Source organism: Kribbella jiaozuonensis, from assembly GCF_005233875.1.
Taxonomy (GTDB): domain Bacteria; phylum Actinomycetota; class Actinomycetes; order Propionibacteriales; family Kribbellaceae; genus Kribbella; species Kribbella jiaozuonensis.
In genome coordinates this window covers 1,264,784-1,283,050 of sequence record NZ_SZPZ01000002.1, presented here as the reverse complement: position 1 = coordinate 1,283,050, position 18,267 = coordinate 1,264,784, and the positions used below count along the sequence as shown (strand labels likewise).

At 68.7% G+C, this 18,267-nt stretch carries 14 protein-coding genes; 3 read left to right on the top strand and 11 right to left on the bottom strand.

Features of this window, described 5'->3' with window-relative positions; genetic code table 11:
* The first annotated feature begins 104 nt into the window (after window positions 1-104).
* Complete coding sequence (locus tag FDA38_RS17715) at window positions 105-2,459, top strand: arylsulfatase (protein ID WP_137255109.1); 2,355 nt, start codon at window positions 105-107, stop codon at window positions 2,457-2,459.
* A 45-nt stretch (window positions 2,460-2,504) separates the two neighbouring features.
* Here the strand turns inward: FDA38_RS17715 and FDA38_RS17710 are convergent, their stop codons facing one another.
* From FDA38_RS17710 to FDA38_RS17690, 5 genes are all read right to left on the bottom strand, one after another.
* Entirely contained in the window at window positions 2,505-2,984 is a 480-nt protein-coding gene (locus tag FDA38_RS17710) for a DUF7144 family membrane protein (RefSeq protein WP_137255108.1), read from the bottom strand.
* A 69-nt stretch (window positions 2,985-3,053) separates the two neighbouring features.
* Window positions 3,054-4,919, bottom strand: a complete 1,866-nt coding sequence (locus FDA38_RS17705) for a glycoside hydrolase family 15 protein (protein ID WP_137255107.1) — start codon at window positions 4,917-4,919, stop codon at window positions 3,054-3,056.
* Between the two features lie 65 nt (window positions 4,920-4,984).
* Window positions 4,985-5,752, bottom strand: a complete 768-nt coding sequence (locus FDA38_RS17700) for a ferredoxin reductase (protein WP_137255106.1) — start codon at window positions 5,750-5,752, stop codon at window positions 4,985-4,987.
* A 21-nt stretch (window positions 5,753-5,773) separates the two neighbouring features.
* Complete coding sequence (locus tag FDA38_RS17695) at window positions 5,774-7,213, bottom strand: dihydrolipoyl dehydrogenase family protein (protein ID WP_137255105.1); 1,440 nt, start codon at window positions 7,211-7,213, stop codon at window positions 5,774-5,776.
* 81 nt (window positions 7,214-7,294) lie between these two features.
* Complete coding sequence (locus FDA38_RS17690) at window positions 7,295-10,024, bottom strand: ATP-binding protein (RefSeq protein ID WP_202877709.1); 2,730 nt, start codon at window positions 10,022-10,024, stop codon at window positions 7,295-7,297.
* 194 nt (window positions 10,025-10,218) lie between these two features.
* On the opposite strand from FDA38_RS17690, the gene FDA38_RS17685 reads away from it, so the two are divergent.
* Entirely contained in the window at window positions 10,219-12,921 is a 2,703-nt protein-coding gene (locus FDA38_RS17685; RefSeq protein ID WP_170989766.1) for a helix-turn-helix transcriptional regulator, read from the top strand.
* On the opposite strand, the gene FDA38_RS17680 is transcribed toward FDA38_RS17685, so the two are convergent.
* The 6 genes from FDA38_RS17680 to FDA38_RS17655 all read right to left on the bottom strand — a co-directional run bounded on the left by FDA38_RS17680 (window position 12,918) and on the right by FDA38_RS17655 (window position 17,748).
* Window positions 12,918-13,229, bottom strand: a complete 312-nt coding sequence (locus FDA38_RS17680) for a hypothetical protein (protein WP_202877708.1) — start codon at window positions 13,227-13,229, stop codon at window positions 12,918-12,920. The genes FDA38_RS17685 and FDA38_RS17680 overlap by 4 nt on opposite strands.
* Window positions 13,230-13,231: 2 nt before the next feature.
* Window positions 13,232-13,528 carry a hypothetical protein gene (locus FDA38_RS17675; protein WP_137255101.1) on the bottom strand — a complete coding sequence of 99 codons (297 nt, stop codon included), beginning with the start codon at window positions 13,526-13,528 and terminating at the stop codon, window positions 13,232-13,234.
* The gene (locus tag FDA38_RS17670; RefSeq protein WP_137255100.1) at window positions 13,528-14,301 is read right to left on the bottom strand and encodes an SDR family NAD(P)-dependent oxidoreductase; all 774 of its coding nucleotides are present in this window, start codon (window positions 14,299-14,301) and stop codon (window positions 13,528-13,530) included. Before FDA38_RS17670 ends, FDA38_RS17675 begins: the two co-directional genes overlap by 1 nt.
* Before the next feature lie 87 nt (window positions 14,302-14,388).
* Complete coding sequence (locus FDA38_RS17665; protein ID WP_137255099.1) at window positions 14,389-16,311, bottom strand: glycoside hydrolase family 15 protein; 1,923 nt, start codon at window positions 16,309-16,311, stop codon at window positions 14,389-14,391.
* Between the two features lie 46 nt (window positions 16,312-16,357).
* The gene (locus tag FDA38_RS17660) at window positions 16,358-17,164 is read right to left on the bottom strand and encodes an MBL fold metallo-hydrolase (RefSeq protein WP_137255098.1); all 807 of its coding nucleotides are present in this window, start codon (window positions 17,162-17,164) and stop codon (window positions 16,358-16,360) included.
* Window positions 17,164-17,748: a dihydrofolate reductase family protein gene (locus FDA38_RS17655; protein WP_137255097.1), complete on the bottom strand. Its 585-nt coding sequence runs from the start codon at window positions 17,746-17,748 to the stop codon at window positions 17,164-17,166. Before FDA38_RS17655 ends, FDA38_RS17660 begins: the two co-directional genes overlap by 1 nt.
* 76 nt (window positions 17,749-17,824) lie before the next feature.
* Here FDA38_RS17655 and FDA38_RS17650 point away from each other — a divergent pair, with 76 nt between their 5' ends.
* Window positions 17,825-18,247, top strand: coding sequence for a winged helix-turn-helix transcriptional regulator (locus tag FDA38_RS17650; RefSeq protein WP_137255096.1), 423 nt, complete (start codon window positions 17,825-17,827; stop codon window positions 18,245-18,247).
* The last annotated feature ends 20 nt before the right edge of the window (window positions 18,248-18,267 follow it).

Below are 18,267 nucleotides of genomic sequence, written 5' to 3'. Positions count from 1 at the left end.
GGCATCCCACAGCCGGGATGATCTGCGCGGTTCATCCCGCGCGGATGGCGACTCGGGTTCGGGGCCGGACGAGGCTGACAGGAACCAACGAGGAGGGGAAGACCATGCCTGTGCCGTTCCGGGGGAAGATCAACGTCGACATCCGCGATTCCGAACCGGACTGGACGCCGTTCGAGCCCGCGAAGGCACCCGAGGGTGCGCCGAACGTCGTCTACATCGTCCTCGACGACGTCGGGTTCTCGGCGATGAGCTGCTACGGCGGCCCGATCCAGACGCCGACCATCGACGCGATCGCCGGACGCGGCGTGCGTTTCACCCAGTGGCACACGACCGCGTTGTGCTCGCCGACCCGCTCGGCGCTGCTGACCGGCCGCAACCACACCCGCAACAGCATGGCGTGCATCACCGAGGCCGCGATCGGATTCCCGAACGCGAGCGGCACGATCCCGCCGGAGAACGGGATGCTGCCGGAGATCCTCGGCGAGCGCGGCTGGAACACGTACATGGTCGGCAAGTGGCACCTGTGCCCGACCGACGAGATGAACCTCGCATCGACCCGGCGTAACTGGCCGACCGGTCGAGGATTCCAGCGCTGGTACGGATTCCTCGGCGCCGAGACGAACCAGTGGTACCCGGACCTCGTCTACGACAACCACCCGGTCGACCAGCCGCGCTCCCCCGCCGAGGGCTACCACCTGACCGACGACATCACCGACAAGGCGATCGAGTTCATCAAGGACGCCAAGGCGATCGCTCCGGACAAGCCGTTCCTGCTGTACTACGCGCCCGGCGCCTGCCATGCGCCGCACCAGGCGCCGAAGGAGTGGATCGACAAGTTCGCCGGCCACTTCGACCAGGGGTACGAAGCGATGCGCGAGGAGACCCTCGCACGACAGAAGAAGCTCGGGCTCGTCCCGGAGGACACCGAGCTGCCCCCTGTGAACCCGATCGGCACGTCCGAGACACGCACCGGCCCGGACCACCTGCCGTTCCCGACGCTGGACTCGACCCGTCCGTGGGACACGCTGAACGCCGACGAGCGGCGGCTGTTCGCCCGGATGGCCGAGGTGTACGCCGGATTCCTCGCGCACGCCGACCACAACATCGGCCGGCTGCTCGCGTACCTGGAGCGGACCGATCAACTCGACAACACCATGGTCGTGGTCGTCTCGGACAACGGCGCCAGCGGCGAGGGCGGCCCGAACGGCTCGGTCAACGAGATGAAGTTCGCCAACGGGATCGAGGACGACCTCGCGGAGAACCTCGCCAAGCTCGACGAGCTGGGCGGTACGAGGACGTACAACCACTACCCCAACGGCTGGGCGATGGCGTTCAACACGCCGTTCAAGATGTGGAAGCGATACGAGTTCAACGGCGGTACGGCGGACCCGTGCATCATCTCGTGGCCGAAAGGGGCTCGCGCTCGGGGCGAGCTCCGGCACCAGTACCACCACGCGATCGATATCGTCCCGACGATCCTCGACGTACTCGGCGTCGAGGCGCCCGAGACGATCAAGGGCCACACGCAGAGCGCGTTCGACGGGATCAGCATGCGCGGCAGCGTCGACGACGCGTCCGCCGACTCCGGTCGCCGTACGCAGTTCTACTCGATGCTCGGATCCCGGTCGATCTACCACGAGGGCTGGAAGGCCGTCACCACCCACCCGACCGTATCGGGCTGGGCGCATTTCAACGCCGACGAGTGGGAGCTGTACCACGTCGACGTCGACCGGTCAGAGGTTCACAACCTCGCGGCCGAGCAGCCGGACAAGCTTCGCGAGCTGGTGAACATCTGGTTCGCGGAGGCCGGCGCGAACGACGCCTTCCCGCTCGACGATCGCTCACCGCTGGAGATCCTCGGCACCCCACGACCCCAGCTGAGCGCTTCGACGGACCGGTACACGTACTACCCGGACACCGCCCCGGTCCCGGAATGGCAGGCGGTCAACACCCGCAACCGCTCCTTCACCATCGGCGCGGCCGTCGACATCCCGGCACCGGGAGCCGAAGGTGTGCTGTTCGCGATGGGTGCCAGGTTCGGCGGCCATGCGCTGTACGTGAAGGACAACCGGCTGCACTACGTGAACAGCTTCGTCGGCGCGGTGGAGCAGCAGGTCGTCGGTTCGAAGGACGTCCCGACGGGCGAGAACCTGATCCTGTCGGCGTCGTTCGAGAAGGAAGGTATGCATCCCGACTGTGCGACCGGGACGCTCTCGCTCTACCACGGCGAGGAGAAGGTCGGCGAGGGCCAGATCAAGACCCAGCTCGGAGCCTTCGCCATCGCCGGTTCGAGCCTGTACGTCGGCCGGCAGAACGGTGAACCGATCACCGACGACTACCCGGGCGAGTCACCACACCATTTCACCGGCGGCACGATCAACCGCGTCGCCGTCGACGTCAGCGGCGAGCCCTACCTGGACCTGGAACGCGAAGCCGCGCTGATGCTGATGCGCGAGTAGGACCTCGCAGGCTGCGGGCCTTCGGCTGGGGTGCGGTTCAGCACTTCACACCAGGGGTGGCATGCGTTGCTCGGCTGCTGCCACCCGGGCCCGCTCGCGGTCGGCGGTGGTGCCTCGATCCCCGCCGATCCGTCCGCGTACGTCGGACCACTTGACCGTGAGCGCGAACAGTACGGCGACGTCGAGCGCGATCATCAGCAGCGACCAGACCGGGTACGCACCGAGCCACGCGATCTGCGAGACGAGGTGCAGGCCGACCACCACGATGCCCACGATCCTGGCCCAGGTCTGCATCAGCAGCAGGCCGGCGCCGACGGCGAACAGGATCAGCCCGGAGATCACCAGCGTCCAGCCCCAGCCGGTCACGTCCACGACGATCAGGTTGTTCCGCGTCAGCACCAACTCCTCGTCGGAGAAGATGGCGAGCAATCCCTCGAAGATGTTGATCAAGGCGATCACCATCAGCATCGTGCCGGCGAACACGACGAAGCCGGCCATCGTCGTCCCGTGAGCCTTCGCAGCCATCGTGACGTCTCCTCTCGCACCGGCCGCCGCCGGAATCCGCGGCGGATCGTGCCTGCATGCTGGCCCGCGTCAGCGCAGCCGCGCCTCACCCCGCAGGGATGAACCCCGCCGGTCGAGCTGGGCGTCCAGGGTCATGGCCGCGTCGATCAGCGCGAGATGGGTGAAGGCCTGCGGGAAGTTGCCGATCTGCTCGCCGCTCAGGGCGATCTCCTCGGAGTACAGGCCCAGGTGGTTGGCGTAGGTGAGCATCTTCTCGAACGTGAGCCGGGCCTCTTCGATTCGGCCGGCCTTGGCGAGCGCGTCGACGTACATGAACGTGCACAGCGAGAAGGTGCCCTCGGACCCGCGGAGGCCGTCCGGTGACGCCTCGGGGTTGTAGCGGTACACCAGGCTGTCGGTGACCAACTCGGAGTCCATCGCCCGCAACGTCGAGAGCCACAGCGGGTCTTCGGGCGCGACGAAGTCGACCGTCGGCATGCGCAACAAGGACGAGTCGAGCACCTTGCTGCCGTACTGCTGCACGAAGGCACCGCGTTCCGGGTCCCATCCGCGCGCCATCACCTGGTCGTAGATCGCGTCGCGGGCCTGGACCCAGCGGTCCAGCGGCGCCGGCCGCGATCGCTTGGTCGCGAGCCGGATCGCCCGGTCGAACGCGGTCCAGCACATCACCCGGCCGTAGGTGAAGTCCTTCCGGCCGCCCCTCGTCTCCCAGATTCCTTCCTCGGGTTGGTCCCAGTTGTCGATGAGCCAGTCGAGCAGGTCCCTGACCGCGACCCAGCCCGGGTGGCCGACGGTGAGGCCGCGCTGGTCGCCGAGGTACAGGCTGTCGAGCGCTTCGCCGTAGATGTCCAGCTGGAGTTGACCGGCGGCGCCGTTGCCGATGTGTACCGGCCGGGAACCGCGGTAGCCCTCCCAGTGGTCCAGTTGCTCTTCGGTGAGATCGGAGGAGCCGTCCACGCGGTACATGATGTTCAGCGGACCACTGGCACCGCCCGCCTTCTCCTGCAGGCGATCCCGCATCCAGCCTGCGAACGCGGTCGCCTCCTCGGTGAATCCCAGCCGAAGCAGCGCATGGATGGAGAACGACGCGTCGCGGATCCAGGTGTAGCGGTAGTCCCAGTTCCGCTCACCGCCGATCTGCTCCGGCAACGCGGCCGTAGGCGCCGCCACCAGGCCGCCGCTCGGCGCGTAGGTCATCAGCTTCAGCGTGATCGCCGAGCGTTCGAGCATCTCGCGCCAGCGACCCGTGTACGTCGACTGAGTCAGCCAGGTCCGCCAGAACTTGGCTGTCTCGTCGAGCATTTGCTGCGCCTCGGCGACCCGGACCTCTCGTGGCGGCCCGTCGGCCGCGGTCTCGAGCATCAGGCCGCGCAGTTGCCCGGCCTCGAGGGTGAACGAGACCTGTACGTCGCCGGCGTCGTCCACGCGCGGCTGCACCAGGTGGACGTCGTTCGGCTCCCGTACGACGTGGAAGGTCAACGTCGAGCCGCCGCTGGTACAGACACCGCCGTGTTCGGTCATGTGCCACTGATGAGCCTTGCGGCCGTAGTCGAACCGCGGCGCGATGTCGAGCTCGAACGTCGCCCGGCCGCGAACGCAGCGAAGCAGCCGCACGATCCGATGATTGTCGGTCGCGGTCGTGCTGCTCGTCGTCGGCATGAAGTCGATCACCTCACCGACGCCCGCCTCGGTCATGAACCTGGTGATGAGGATCGCCGTACCCGGGAAGTAGAGCTGCTTGGTGTCGACCGTGCCGCCCGCCGGGCGAATCCGGAAGTGACCGCCTCGCTCGTGGTCCAGCAACGCCCCGAAGACACTCGGCGAGTCGAACCGCGGCGTACAGAACCAGTCGACCGACCCGTCCGTACTGACGAGCGCCGCCGTCTGCAGGTCCCCGATCAGGCCGTGGTTCGCGATCAACGGATAGTCCTTCATGGCCCCTCCTCCCGGCTACCCGTACCCTCCCTCCGGCCTGGTCGGCAAACCTCACCCCGGGCGGACTAAGTCTCCCGAAGCAGTACCTGCCGCGGTCCGCCGAAGCGTTCCGTCCTGATTCGGGCCGGATCGTGGCCGAGGGCGACGAGCCCGGCCGCGGCGGTCTCGACGAACGCCGTCGGTCCGCAGATGTACGCCAGCGAGCGATCCTCCGGCGGCCACGCGACCTCGGCCAGCAGGTCGCTGTCGATCCGGCGGTGATAGCCACGCCAGGCGCTCGGTTGCTCCCGGGTCAGAGTGATCGAGATGTCGAACGGGTCGCATGCCGCAAGCTCCATCAGCTCGTCGCGATAGAGCAGCGCCTCCAGCGAGTCGGCCGAGCACAACGCCCGGACCGGAACCTCGCTGCGGGTCGCGCGATGATGCCGCATCATCGCCCGCAGCGGAGCCAGCCCGGAGCCGTCGGCCACGAGGAAGAGCGGTCCGCCGAGCGGCTCGTCCCAAACGAAGTACCCGCCGACCGGACCGCGGAGTTCGATCTCATCGTCCACCCGGAGCTCGTGGACCAGGAACGGCGAGACCACGCCGTCGTCGAGTCGCTCGACGCTGAGTACGACGTAGCCGTCCTCGGGAGACGACGCGATCGAGTAGCACCGCTCCGCCTGGTATCCGTCCGGTGCGGTCAGCCGTACGTCGACATGCTGGCCCGCCCGATGTCCGGTCCACCCTGGCACGGTCAAGGCGATGTTCTTCACCTGCGGCGTCTCGAACGTCGTCTCCACCACGGTGGCCGGCCGCCAGGTCAGTCGCCCAGGTATCGCTGTTCTCGCCATGCGTACCCCCGAGGCGGATCGTCAGTTCTGGTACGCCTCGAGCAGGCGGAGCCAGGTCTCGCTGATCGTCGGGAAGGACGGTACGGCGTGCCACAGCCGCTCGATCGGGATCTGACCGACGATCGCGATCGTCGCCGAGTGCAGGAGCTCGGTGACACCAGGGCCGACGAATGTCACCCCGAGCAGGCACCGGGTGTCCTCGTCCACGACCATCCGGGCCCGGCCGCGATAGCCGTCCGCATAGAGATTCGCGCCCGCCACCGTCGCGCCCAGGTCGACATCGACGACCTTGAACCGGAACCCCTCGGCCTCTGCGTCCTCCGCGGTCCTACCGACGGCCGCGGCCTCCGGCGAGGTGAAGACGACCTGCGGAACAGCTGATCGATCCGCGCTCGCCACGTGGGCTCCCCACGGCGTGGCCTCGTCCACCGACTGGCCCGCTGCCTGGTCGAGGATCACCTGTGCGGCGATGCGAGCCTGGTACTTGCCCTGGTGCGTCAGCAACGCCCGGTGATTGACATCGCCGAGCGCGAACAACCAGCCGTCGGCACCCCGCACCCGGCAGGTGTCGTCCACATCCAGCCACGACCCAGCGGGCAGATCCACGGTCTCCAGCCCGATGTCTGCGGTCAACGGCGTACGGCCGATCGCGAACAACACCTCGTCGACCACGTGCTTGCTGCCGTCGTCGAGTGTCACCGTCACCGGACCATCGGCGACCGGACGCCGAAGGGATTCGAGGGTGACCTCCGTCCGCACCGTCACGCCCGCTTCAGTCAGCCCTTCAGCGACCAGTTCACCGGCGAACGGCTCCATCCGCGGCAGCAGTCGCTGCTCGCGATCGAACAGCGTCACCGTCGACCCAAGTCCGTTCCACGCAGTCGCCAGCTCGACCCCGACCGGACCGCCGCCGACAACCGCCAGGCGGGCGGGCACGCTACTGCTGTCGGTCCCCCGACGGTTCGTCCACGGGCGGGCCTCGGCGATGCCCGGCACGTCCGGCATCGCGGCGACGCTTCCGGTGCAGATCGCCACCGCCTGCCGTGCGGTCAGCACCACCACCTCGTCGCCCGGGGTGGTCACTGCGACGCGACGTGGTCCTTCGAGCCGGCCGTGACCGCGGACCAGCGTCGCCCCGATGCTCTTCACCCAGTTGGCCTGGCCGGTGTCGTCGAGGCTCGTCACGTAGCGGTCCCGTCGGGCGAACACGCCCTCCGCGTCGATCGGCCCGGTCACCGCTTCGCGCGCTCCGTCGACGTGTTGCGCTTCGGTGACCGCGACGACCGGCCGGAGCATCGCCTTGCTCGGGATGCAGGCCCAGTAGGAGCATTCGCCGCCGACGAGTTCGCGCTCCACCACCGCCACGGTCAGACCGCCGGCGCGGACCTTGTCCGCGAGCGTCTGCCCGATCGGTCCCGAACCAATCACGATCACATCGAATTCACGCACGTTGCTTGCCATGGCTGCAGTCTGCTGCCGGTCCGGCGTACTCCGGTTCAGTAGGAACCCCCGGTCCAACCCCGGGACACACCCCCGGACCGGTCAGTCAGGCGTCGGCAGCTGCACGGTACGCAGCTGACGGCGCGACGTCAGCTGCAGCTTGGCGAACACCTTGCTCAGATGCCATTCGACCGTCCGCGGGCTGAGGAACAGGCGGGCTGCGATGTCGGCATTGGACAGTCCCTCCGCGACCAGCCGCGCGATCTGCGTCTCCTGGCGGGTCAGCACGCTCGGAGGCTCCGGGTACGCCGTACGCACCAGCTCGCCCGTCGCGCGGAGCTCGGCCGAGGCCCGGCTGGCGAATGCGCGCATTCCCATCGCGACGAACAACTCGTGGGCGGTCCGCAACTGATCGCGTGCGTCGCCGCGACGGCCCTGCCGGCGCAGCCACTCGCCGTACAACAGATGGGCCCGGGCGAGTTCACCGCGGATTCTGGTCGCGGCCAGGCGCTCGATGGCAACGCGATACAGCTCGTCGGCCGCGTCGTCCTTCGACACCAGCGCACGACACCGGGCTTCGACGCCGAGTCCCCACGCCGACCGGGTGGCCTGGGTCGTCTCGGCCAGCCGGGCCAGCGCCGCCTCCGCGGCCTTGTCCTCGTCGATCCGGGTCGCGGCCTCGACGAGTTCGGCCAGGACCGCCCAGGGTTCGACGGCCATCAGCGGAGGTTGCTCAGCGGCCCGGCTCGCCGCCTCGTACGCTTCGGCGTACTGGCCGAGTCCGTTGTTGAGCACGGCAGATGCCATTCCGGCGATGATCAGCAGGAAGCCCTCACCGCGGTACCGCGCCTCCGCCTCGGCATGCTTGATCAGCTCCCGGGCCCGCTGCTCGTCTCCTTGCCAGGCCGCCAGGAGCAGATCGCCGTACGGCGCCGCCGGCAGCCCGGTCGCAGCCAGTACGGTCTGCAGCTCGTCGACCAGATCCGCCGCATCGCCGAGCTCGCCGCTGAGTACCAGCCCGCCGATGCGGACACTCAACGCCAGCGGCAATGTCTCCACTGCGCCGAGTGCCCGAGCGAGTTCCAGGTGCCGGCCGTTGTCGATCGTCTGTTCGTCCCACAGATGTCCGGCGGTGATGCGAGCCAGCCAGAACCAGCGCAACGACTCGGGAGTGAGCTCGGTGTCCCCGTACGCCGCCAGCGCCTGCCGCAGCAATGGCACCGCGGGCACATATCCGTCGGTGAAACGGACCGCCAAGGCATCGAGCAGTACGTCGTTCGGCAGCCCGGGAACGTCGGGCGCGGGCGCGCCCTTCGCCGCCTCGGCCGCGTCTCGCAGGCAGCCGCGGCCGGCGAAGTCTCCGGCGAACATCGCCGCCAGGATCGCGTCCAAGTAGGTCTCCCGCGCCAGCCGGACGTCGGTCGCCGTCAACCGCTGCGCCGCTCGCAGCAGCAGCCGGGGAGCTTCGCCGTCGCGGTGCAGCGTGAACGCGATCTGAGCCCTGAGCAGGTCCAGTTGCGCGCCCTCGGCATCGTCGAGCGGTCCCGTCTCGGCTGCCGACAGCAATCGCATGGCCTGGTCCGGCTCCCCCGCCTGGTGATGGGCACGAGCAGCGGCGATCGCACGCTCGGTGCGCTGATCGGCGTCGGCGGAAAGCTCGACAGCCCGGTCCAGGAACGCAGCCGCAGCAGCGAGACCGCCGCGGGCCTGCGCACGCTCGGCCGATCGCTCGAGCTCAATCGCGACCTTCTCATCGGGTCCCGAGACGGCCTGGGATCGGTGCCAGGCCCGGCGGTCCGGATCGACGGCCGGATCGGTCGCCGCCGCCAGCGCGGCATGGACGACGCGGAGGTCTTCGGCCGGCGCGGACCGGTAGATCGCGGACCGCACCAGCGGATGCCGGAACTGAATCCTGGTTCCGAACTGCACCAGGCCCGAAGCCTCGGCGCTCCTCGCCACCATGACGTCGATACCCAGGGTCGAGGCCGCCCGCCACAGCAGGACCGGGTCACCGATCGGCTCCGCCGCCGCCAGAACGAGCAGCCGCCGGGCGTCCGCCGGCAGCTCGGCGAAGCTGCGGGCGTACGAGTCCTCGATCGTGGCCGGCGCCGTCCCGCCGCCTTGCGGCCCGAACCCCGATGCCAGCTGTGCCGACGTCAGTCCCGACGGCAACTCGAGCAGGGCGAGCGGGATGCCGCCGGCCTCGGCGACGATCCGGTCGACGACGCGCTCGTCCACCGGCCCCGGCAGAACCGACTTCAGCAGGACGCGGGCATCGTGGTCCCCGAGCCCGTCGATCTGCAGGGTCGCGATGCCGTCGAAGTCGCCGGTCAGCTGTCCCTTCCGTACTGCGAACACGACCGCGATCGGCTCGGCAACCATGCGTCGAGCGGCGAAGGTCAGCGCCTGCAACGACGCGTGGTCGAGCCAATGCGCGTCGTCGATCACGCACACCAGCGGCTGGTCACGCGCCACGTCCGCCAGCAGGTTGAGCGTCGCCAGGCCGACCAGGAACCGGTCCGGCGGATCGCCGAACCGCAGGCCGAAGATCGTGCTCAGAGCCTTGCGCTGGGGCTCCGCGAGCGCGTCGAGGTGACCCAGCATCGGGCTGCACAACTGATGCAGACCCGCGAACGCGAGCTCCATCTCGGACTGGATCGCGGTCATCCGCACGACCTGGCAGTCCGTCGCCCGTGCGGCGAGGCGGTCGAGCAGCGCCGTCTTACCCACCCCTGGCTCGCCCGTCAGCACCAGGCTGCGGCCCTGACCTGCCCGGATCGCCTCGATGAGACGACCGAGCAGCTCACTCTCGTCGCGCCGACCCTGCAACACCAGAACGCGCCGCCATCCACTCAGTACCCCGCTCAGTACTCCGCGATCGCCGAAATTGTAGGCACGAGTTGCCCCCGCTGAAGGCACAGACCAGCCAGTTGCAGGTCGGGACCAGCCAGTCCGGCTAGCGTCCCGTGGCGGAACCCGTGGCCACCACGGGTCCGCGTGCCGACCGCTGAGGACATGCTGCGATGGTGAGCCCATCTCTCATCGGACGGTCGGTTGTGCAGCGGCGCCTGGAGGACGAATTCCGCAGCGCCCGGTCCGGACAGGGCCGGGTCGTGGTCGTGCGTGGTGAGCCAGGAATCGGCCGCAGCGCAGTGCTCGACCTCGCGGCCGGCGCTCGGGGAATGGAACTCGTCCGGACCCGCGGTGTGGAGTCCGAGCGAGCCATGCCGTTCGCCGGTCTCCAACAGCTCTGTACGACGTTGCACGCCGACCTGACGTCGCTCGACTCCCCCCAGCGCGCCGCCATCGAGGCCGCCTTCGGAGTCGCCGAAGGACGGTCCGACCCGTATCTCATCGGACTTGCCACACTGGCACTGCTGATCGCGGTCGCCAAGGAGCGTCCGGCGCTGATCCTGATCGACGACGCGCACTGGCTCGACGCCGCAACCTCGCAGGCACTCGCCTTCGCATTCCGACGGATCGACGCCCACCCGATCGCGGTCGTCCTCGCCACCCCTGCCGAGGACGACGACTTCGCACAGTTCCCGACCCTGCGACTGACCGGGCTGAGCGATGCCGACGGACGTGCCCTGCTGCGGACGGCGACGTACGGCGGTGTCGACGAGGCCGTGCTCAGCCGGATCGTCGCCGAAGCTCGCGGCAACCCACGCGACATCCTCGCGGCCGTCGACGGGGTGATGTCGCCGGACTTCGCCGGCGGCTACGGCGTCGTCTGCGCCGGCGCGGACACCGGGGGTCTCGACGAGCGGATGGCGAACCTCACGAGTGCCGAGCGCCTGGCGCTGATCCTGGCGGCAGCTGACCCGACCGGCGACCCGGCACTCCAGTGGAGGGCGGCGGACGTCCTCGGTCTCGGCCATCAGGTGGCAAGGACTCTTCAGGATCAGGGCTGGCTTCGGCATGAGACGAGAGTCCTGTTCGTGGACCCTGCGCTCCGGCCCGCGGTGTATTGCCTCGCCACGAGCTCGGAGCGCGACGAGGTCCACGCTGCTCTGGCGACCGCGACGGACACGATCGTCGCCCCCGACCGCCGCGCATGGCACCTCGCCCTGGCGACGACAGGCCCGGACGACCAGCTGGCGACAGAACTCGAACACTGCGCGGCTCACGCCCGTCGGAGGTGCGGCCGGGCCGGTGAGGCGGCCTTCCTCGAGCGGTCTGCTCTGCTGACGCGCGATGCCGACGTACGCTCGGCGCGACTGCTGGCCGCTGCGGCGGCGAAGTTCGACATCGGCTCGGCCCCGGCCGCCGTACAACTGCTTGCCGCCGCCGGACTTGGTCGGCTGGACGGACGGGTCCGCCGCTGTCTCGACCAGCAGCAAGCTCGGTTGGCGTTCGTCGACAAGCGCAACGGCCCGGCCGTCGAGCAGATGCTGCAGGCCGCCGAAGAGCGGCGCCGGGCGAACGAGCCGCTGGCCTGCGAAGGATTTCTGGAGACCCTGGTCGCATCGACCTACGCGGGACGGCTCGGGCCGGGTACCGGCGCCTTCGCCCGCAGAATCCCCACCGACTGGACGTGCGACGGAACGAACCGGGATCTTCTCGTCGGTCTCACGGCCCGCTTCGCCACCGGGTTCGCGGCGAGCCATCACCTGCTGAGACCGGTGGTAGGCGCCGTTGCCGACCAGCACCCGAGTAAGCGGTGGCTCGGGATCGGCGCCCGGATCGCTGCGGATCTGTGGGACGACGACCTGTGGGACGAGCTGACCTCGCGCGCGGTGGATCTCGCGCGGGAGACCGGCGCGCTGATGAGGCTGCCGTACGCACTGACCGACCGCTGCCTGGCCGAGCTCCACTTCGGCAACTTCGACACCGCGCAGCACCTGGTCGATCGCATCGACGCACTGACCACGTCGAGCCGTGCTCCCAGCTTCCCGTGCGGCGCACTCCTGCTGGCCGGATGGCGTGGCGCCGAGGAGGTCGCACTCCCGCAGATCGAGGCTGCTCGCCAGGATGCGATGGAGCGAGGCGAAGGCATCGTGTTCACGACGGCCGCCCTTTCGGCCGCAGTGCTGGCCAACGGCTTGGGACGGTACGACGTAGCGCTTGCGGCCGCGCGCGACGTGGTGGCGGAGGACGAGCTCGTCCTGTACGGCTGGGGCCTGACCGAGCTCATTGAGGCCGCCGCGCGGAGCGGGCAGTCCAGGGCCGCGGAATCCGCGCTGGAGACGTTGGCCGAACGAGCGCGTGCGGTCGGCACCGACTGGGCGCTCGGTCTCGAAGCACGCTCCCGCGCCTTACTGACCGACGGTCCCGAGGCAGAGCGCCTGTACCAGCAAGCCATCGATCACCTGGCCCGCACCCGTGTCGTCGTCCACCTGGCCCGAACCCGCCTCGTGTACGGCGAATGGCTGCGGCGCGAGGGCCGACGCGTCGACGCAAGAGTCCAGCTCAAGGCGGCACGCGATCGGCTCGCCGCCGCCGGTGCCACTGCCTTCACCGAGCGGGCGCACCGCGAGTACCTCGCCACCGGCGACCGGGCCCGGCGTCGCATCGTGGATCACCGGGCCCAGCTCACCCCGCAGGAGACGAGCATCGCCGCGCTGGCCGGGCAGGGCCTGACGAATCCCGAGATCGGAGAACGTCTGTTCCTCAGTCCGCGTACCGTCGAGTACCACCTGCACAAGGTCTTCGAGAAGTTCGGCATCTCTTCCCGACGCGCCCTGCTCCGCAAACTGGCACCCGACCTGGCCGGTGAGCGCGGCTAGCGGTAGCGCCCTTCGAACCGTGATCGCCCGCTCGGGTCCACGAACGTCAGCCCCACGATCACGTCGTCCGCGACCAGCCAGTGCAAGAGGTAGCACGCCCGGTACGACGGCGGCCAGAACGAGCAGAACCGGCCGCGATCGTCGACGTACCACTCGCCCCGCGTGACCCGCCCGTCCTCGGTGTAGGTGGTGGCCCCGTTGCGTTCGAAGACCTGGGTCGCCCCGTCCGCATACTCCAGGCGACCCGCGGTGACGGCCGCCGCGATGTCCTCGCGAGCGACCGAATCACCGTTGCCGGCTCCAGGCATGTTCATTGTCCTTTGCTGATCGGGCGGACGGTGAATCCCAGTGCGCCGAGCACCTTGACGGCGCCCGACCTGCCGCCCTCGAAATCGGCCGAGGCCAGTCGCTGCCCGGTCGCGAACTCGTAGGCCGTCCCCAGCACCGCCTTCGGCGGATAGGTGCGTTCCTCCCAGACGAGTTCGTACGTCGTCGTCGGCGCGAAGCCGTGCTCGGCGAAGAAAGCCTTGGCCCCGAGCCGGTCGTACTCCGCGAGCGCGCGCTCCACCTCGGCAGCCGTCACCCGGTCCCACGCCGGCGCAGGCATCAGTTGCGACCTGCCATGACGCCGCCGTCCACGTTCAGGATCGCGCCGGTGATCCAGCTCGCCTGACCGGACAGCAGGAACGTGATCGCCGACGCCAGATCCTCGGCCGTCCCGACCCGGCCGAGCGGGTGCAGCCCGGCGAAGCTCTCGAGGGTCTCGGCCACCTTCTCCGGCGGGATGAAGGCTTCGAAGATCGGCGTCGCGACCACCGCCGGAGCAACCGCGTTGACCCGGATCCCGTGCTCGGCCAGCTCGATCGCCAGGTTGTGGGTCAACGCATGCAGACCAGCCTTGGCCATCGAGTACGCGCTCGCCGGAGTGGCCGCCAGCGCTTGATGCGCCCACATGCTGCCGACGTTCACGATCGCGCCGCCCTGGCCGGCGTCGACCATGCCGCGTACGACAGTCTGGGTCAGGAAGAAGATCGCGCGATTGATCTCCTGGTACGAGTCGTAGAAGGCGCCGTCGTGCTGGAGGAACGGGTTCGGGCTGAAGATCCCGGCCGCGTTGACCAGCAACGTCGCGTCGGAGTGCTCGGCCGCCAGTTGTTTCTGCACGTCGGCGACCTGTTCACGGTCGGCCAGATCGGCCGTGATCCCCCAGGCCCGACCATTCGCGGCCAGCTCCATCACTGTCCGGTCGACCTTGCTCTCGTCGCGGCCGATGATCACCGCGCTGCCACCGCCGGCCACGACGTCGGCGGCCGTCTGCCGCCCCATCCCACTGCTTCCCCCGACAACGACCAGCTTCCGCCCGTCGAACGCGTCGCTCATCAAACTCTCCATCCACCCGGCAGTCCGGTCCAGGAGCCGCGTCTCGGCTCACACGGCAACCGTCATGCCACGGGCCAACGGATCGCCTCAGTGATTCACCGAGCCGAACCCCGGGTCGCTCATTGCGCCGAAGGCTTTGCTGCCGTCTGCTTCCTCCGCGCGAATGATGTGCGTGATCGCGTTGATCAGCGCGAGGTGGGTGAACGCTTGCGGGAAGTTGCCGAGATGGCGTCCGCTCACCGGGTCAATCTCCTCGGCGTACAGACCGAGTGGGCTCGCGTAGGACAGGAGCTTCTCGCACAGAGCGGTGGCCTCGGCCAGTTCCCCGATCTCGACGAGCGCGGACACCAGCCAGAACGAGCAGATCGCGAATGTCCCCTCACGGCCGTGCATACCGTCATCGGTCTCCGAGACGCGATAGCGGAGTACCAGGCCGTCCTCTGTCAGCTCGTCGGCGATCGCTCGCACGGTGGCGCGAACCCGCGGATCGTCAGCGGGCAGGAACCGGAGCAGCGGCAGGAGCAACAGCGAGGCGTCGAGCGTGGTCGCGCCGTACCGCTGGACGAACACTCCCCGGTCGTCGACGCCGTTGGCACAGATGTCGTTGCGGATCTCGTCGGCGACCGCCTCCCAGTCCTCGGCGAATCCGGGCTCGTCGTGGAGCCGGGCCAGCCTCGCGCCGCGACTCATCGCCACCCAGCACATCAGCTTGGACGAGGTGAAGTGCTGCGGTTCACCGCGCGATTCCCACATCCCCTGGTCGGGCTCGCGCCAATGCTTCGCCGCCGCCTCGACCTGCCGCTTGAGGAACGGCCAGAGGCTTTCGGTCACCTGGTCACGCGAGGTGGCGTGCAGGTACAGCGAGTCGAGGATCGCTCCCCACACGTCGTGCTGACCTTGAAGGTACGCCGCGTTGCCGACGCGGATCGGTCTCGCCCCTTCGTATCCGCTCAGGTGGTCCAATGTCCGCTCAGGCAGTTCACGTTCGCCGCCGATGCCGTACATGATCTGGATGTCCTGATCGCCGCCGCACAGCTCGGTCAGGAACGAGAAGAAGTCGTTCGCCTCGCGATCGAGCCCGATCGTGTAGAGACCCCAGAGCGCGAACGTGGAGTCGCGGATCCACGAATAGCGGTAGTCCCAGTTCCGCTCACCCCTCGGCGTCTCCGGAAGGGACGTCGTCGCCGCGGCGAGCAATGCTCCGGTGGGAGCGTAGGTGAGTCCTTTCAAGGTCAGAGCGCTGCGCGCCAGGTGGTGACTCCACCGGTGATCCGGGAACACGCCGACGTTGATCCATTGCCGCCAGTACTCCGCCGTACGGCCCGTCGCTTCGAGCGCTTCCGCCCAACTCCGTGGCGCCGGTAGGCGCGACCACGAGAGCGCCACGAACGCCGTATCGCCGTGCGACATGCGCGTCCGGGCCTGGGCCGTCGGACCTTCCAGACCGAGGCGAAGATCGGTGGTGAGCTTCAGGGTGACGTCGCCGTCCAGGTCCGCGCGGGTCGCGACCGCCTCGCCGTAGGCAGGCCCCTCGTACTGCCAGCTCGCTGCCCAGCGGCCGTACTCGAACATCGGCTCGCAGACCATCGAGACGTCCACCGTGCCGCTCACGCATTTCACGGTCCGCAGCAAACAGTGCTCGGCGTCGTAGTCGGTCGGAGTACGGCGGTGCGTCGACGAGCGCTCGGAGATGTTGTGCCACGGGCCCATGACCAGCGAATCACGGACGAGCAGCCAGCCGGTCGGTGTCTTCCACGTCGTCTCGAGCATCAGGCTGCCCGGCAGGTACCGACGGGCGGCCGGCACCTGGACGCCGTACGGACCGAGCCGGAAGCTCCCCGCGGCGCGATCGAGAATCGCCCCGAACACACTCGGCGAGTCATGTCGCGGCAGGCACATCCACTCGACCGCACCGCTCGGCGCGATCAGGCAGTTCGACTCACAGTCCGACAGGAAGGCGTAGTCCGCGATCGGCGGGTGTGCGCTTCGCCCCGGAACCGATTCGGCCATCGCTCATCCCCTCCCCGAGACGCGCTTCTCCCGACAGTACGTCCAGCTAGCTTCTTTGGGCGAGGCGTAGGAGTTGGCCTGCGTGTAGGTCGCTCACCCATTCCCAGCCGGTCTTGGCCGACGGGCCGATCCGCGGGTCGACGACCTCACGGCCGTCCCGCAAGGCCTCCACATAAGCCCGATCCTGGTCGATCCGTGTGCGCAGCTCGTCCGCTCCACCGGCAGAACCATGGCCCGGTACGACGACCTCGACACCGTCCGCCACGTCGTCGAACAGCTGCAGCGCTGTGAAGTACTCCTCGATCGGATCTGCCTCGCCGCCGATGTCGAGCATCGGAATGAACAGGTCCGACAGCATGTCGCCCGCGACGAGAACGCCGCGCTCCTCGATCAGCAGCGCCGCATGACCCGCAGCATGTGCCCGGTGCTCGATGACGCGGACCTGCGGACCGTCCCAATCCAGACGAGTGGCTCCCGCGGGCAGAGCAGTGATGAGGCCGAGCAGGTCCAGCGGTACGTCGTCGACGATCTCGGGCGGCATCCACTCGACAATGCTCGTCTCCCAGCCGGGAGTCGACCGCAGCTCTCGAAGCTCAGCCGCGCACCGCTCCGTTCCATAACGCGGCGCCGATCCGAGGTCGGCGTACCAGAGCGCATGATCCCAGTCAGGGTGCGTCGCGAAGCCTGCCACGACAGGCTCCCCGTCGAGATCCTTCGCGAGACAGGCCATCTCGGCACGGGTCAACCCGGGATCGATGAGCAGTACGCCGGAATCGCCCTGCACCACGACCGTGTTGTTCTGCAGCAACTCGCTCTGATGGACCAGCACGCCGTCCGCAACCTGCCTCAACATCAGTCGGCCTCCTTCCGGATCTCATAGCGGTGCAGCGTCACGCCCGACTTGAACGTTTGCTGGTCGAGCAGTTCGAGGTCGATCGGCAGGTCGTAGTCGTCGAACAACGGCCGGCCGAAGCCGAGGATCGAGGGATGGGTGGTCAGCTGCAGCTCGTCCAGCAGGCCCGCGCGGAGCAGTTGGGTGGCGAGCGCGGCGCCGCCGACCGCGATCGTGCCTTCGGTCTCGGCACGGAGTACGGCGAGCTGCTCGATCGCATCGTCTCCGCCGATGATGCGAGTGTTGTAGTCGGCGCTCTGGCGGGTCCGCGAGACGAGCACCTTGGGCTTCGCGAGCCAGATCTCGCCGTACTCACGCATGAAGCCGGGTAGGGACGCGTCGCCGGGCGCCCGCGGCCAGTACTCCTCCATCACCTCGTACATGACGCGGCCGTGGACGATCATCGCGAGGTCCCGCGTCCGCGCGTTGGCGTCGCGGTGCAGCTCCTCGTCGATGCGCAGCCACTCGCCCGCGCCGTTGTCGCCCGGGACCTGCTCGATCCGCAGGTCGAGGGACACGTTCATCGCGTACACGAACTGACCCATCTTCCCCCTCTTCCGACTAGTGCTTGCAATCTGCAATCACTATTATGGCGACACCGATAGCTGTCAAGGAGGAGTCGTGGAACCACGGTCGGACTGTCCGATCAACGCCGCGGTCGAGGTGCTGGGAGATCGCTGGTCGCTGCTCGTACTGCGCGACGTCATCTTCAGCGACCGCCGCTACTTCCGCGGCCTGCTCACCGCCTCCCCTGAAGGCATCGCCTCGAACATCCTCGCCGACCGCCTCGTCCGCCTGGTCGAAGCCGGCCTCCTCACCCGAGGCACCGCCGCCCGCGGCCAACGCGCCCAGTACAGCCTCACCGAGGCAGGCATCCAGACCCTTCCCATCCTCGCCGCCCTGGGGAACTGGTCCCTCACCTGGCGCCCCGCCACCAACGACCTCCACGCCCGCCAGCAACTCCTGCGCGACGAGGGGCCGGCTTACATCGAGGCCCTGATGGACGACCTCCGGACCCGCCATCTGAACCCGCACCGTGCTTGACGTACTCCGGTTCTGCAGCG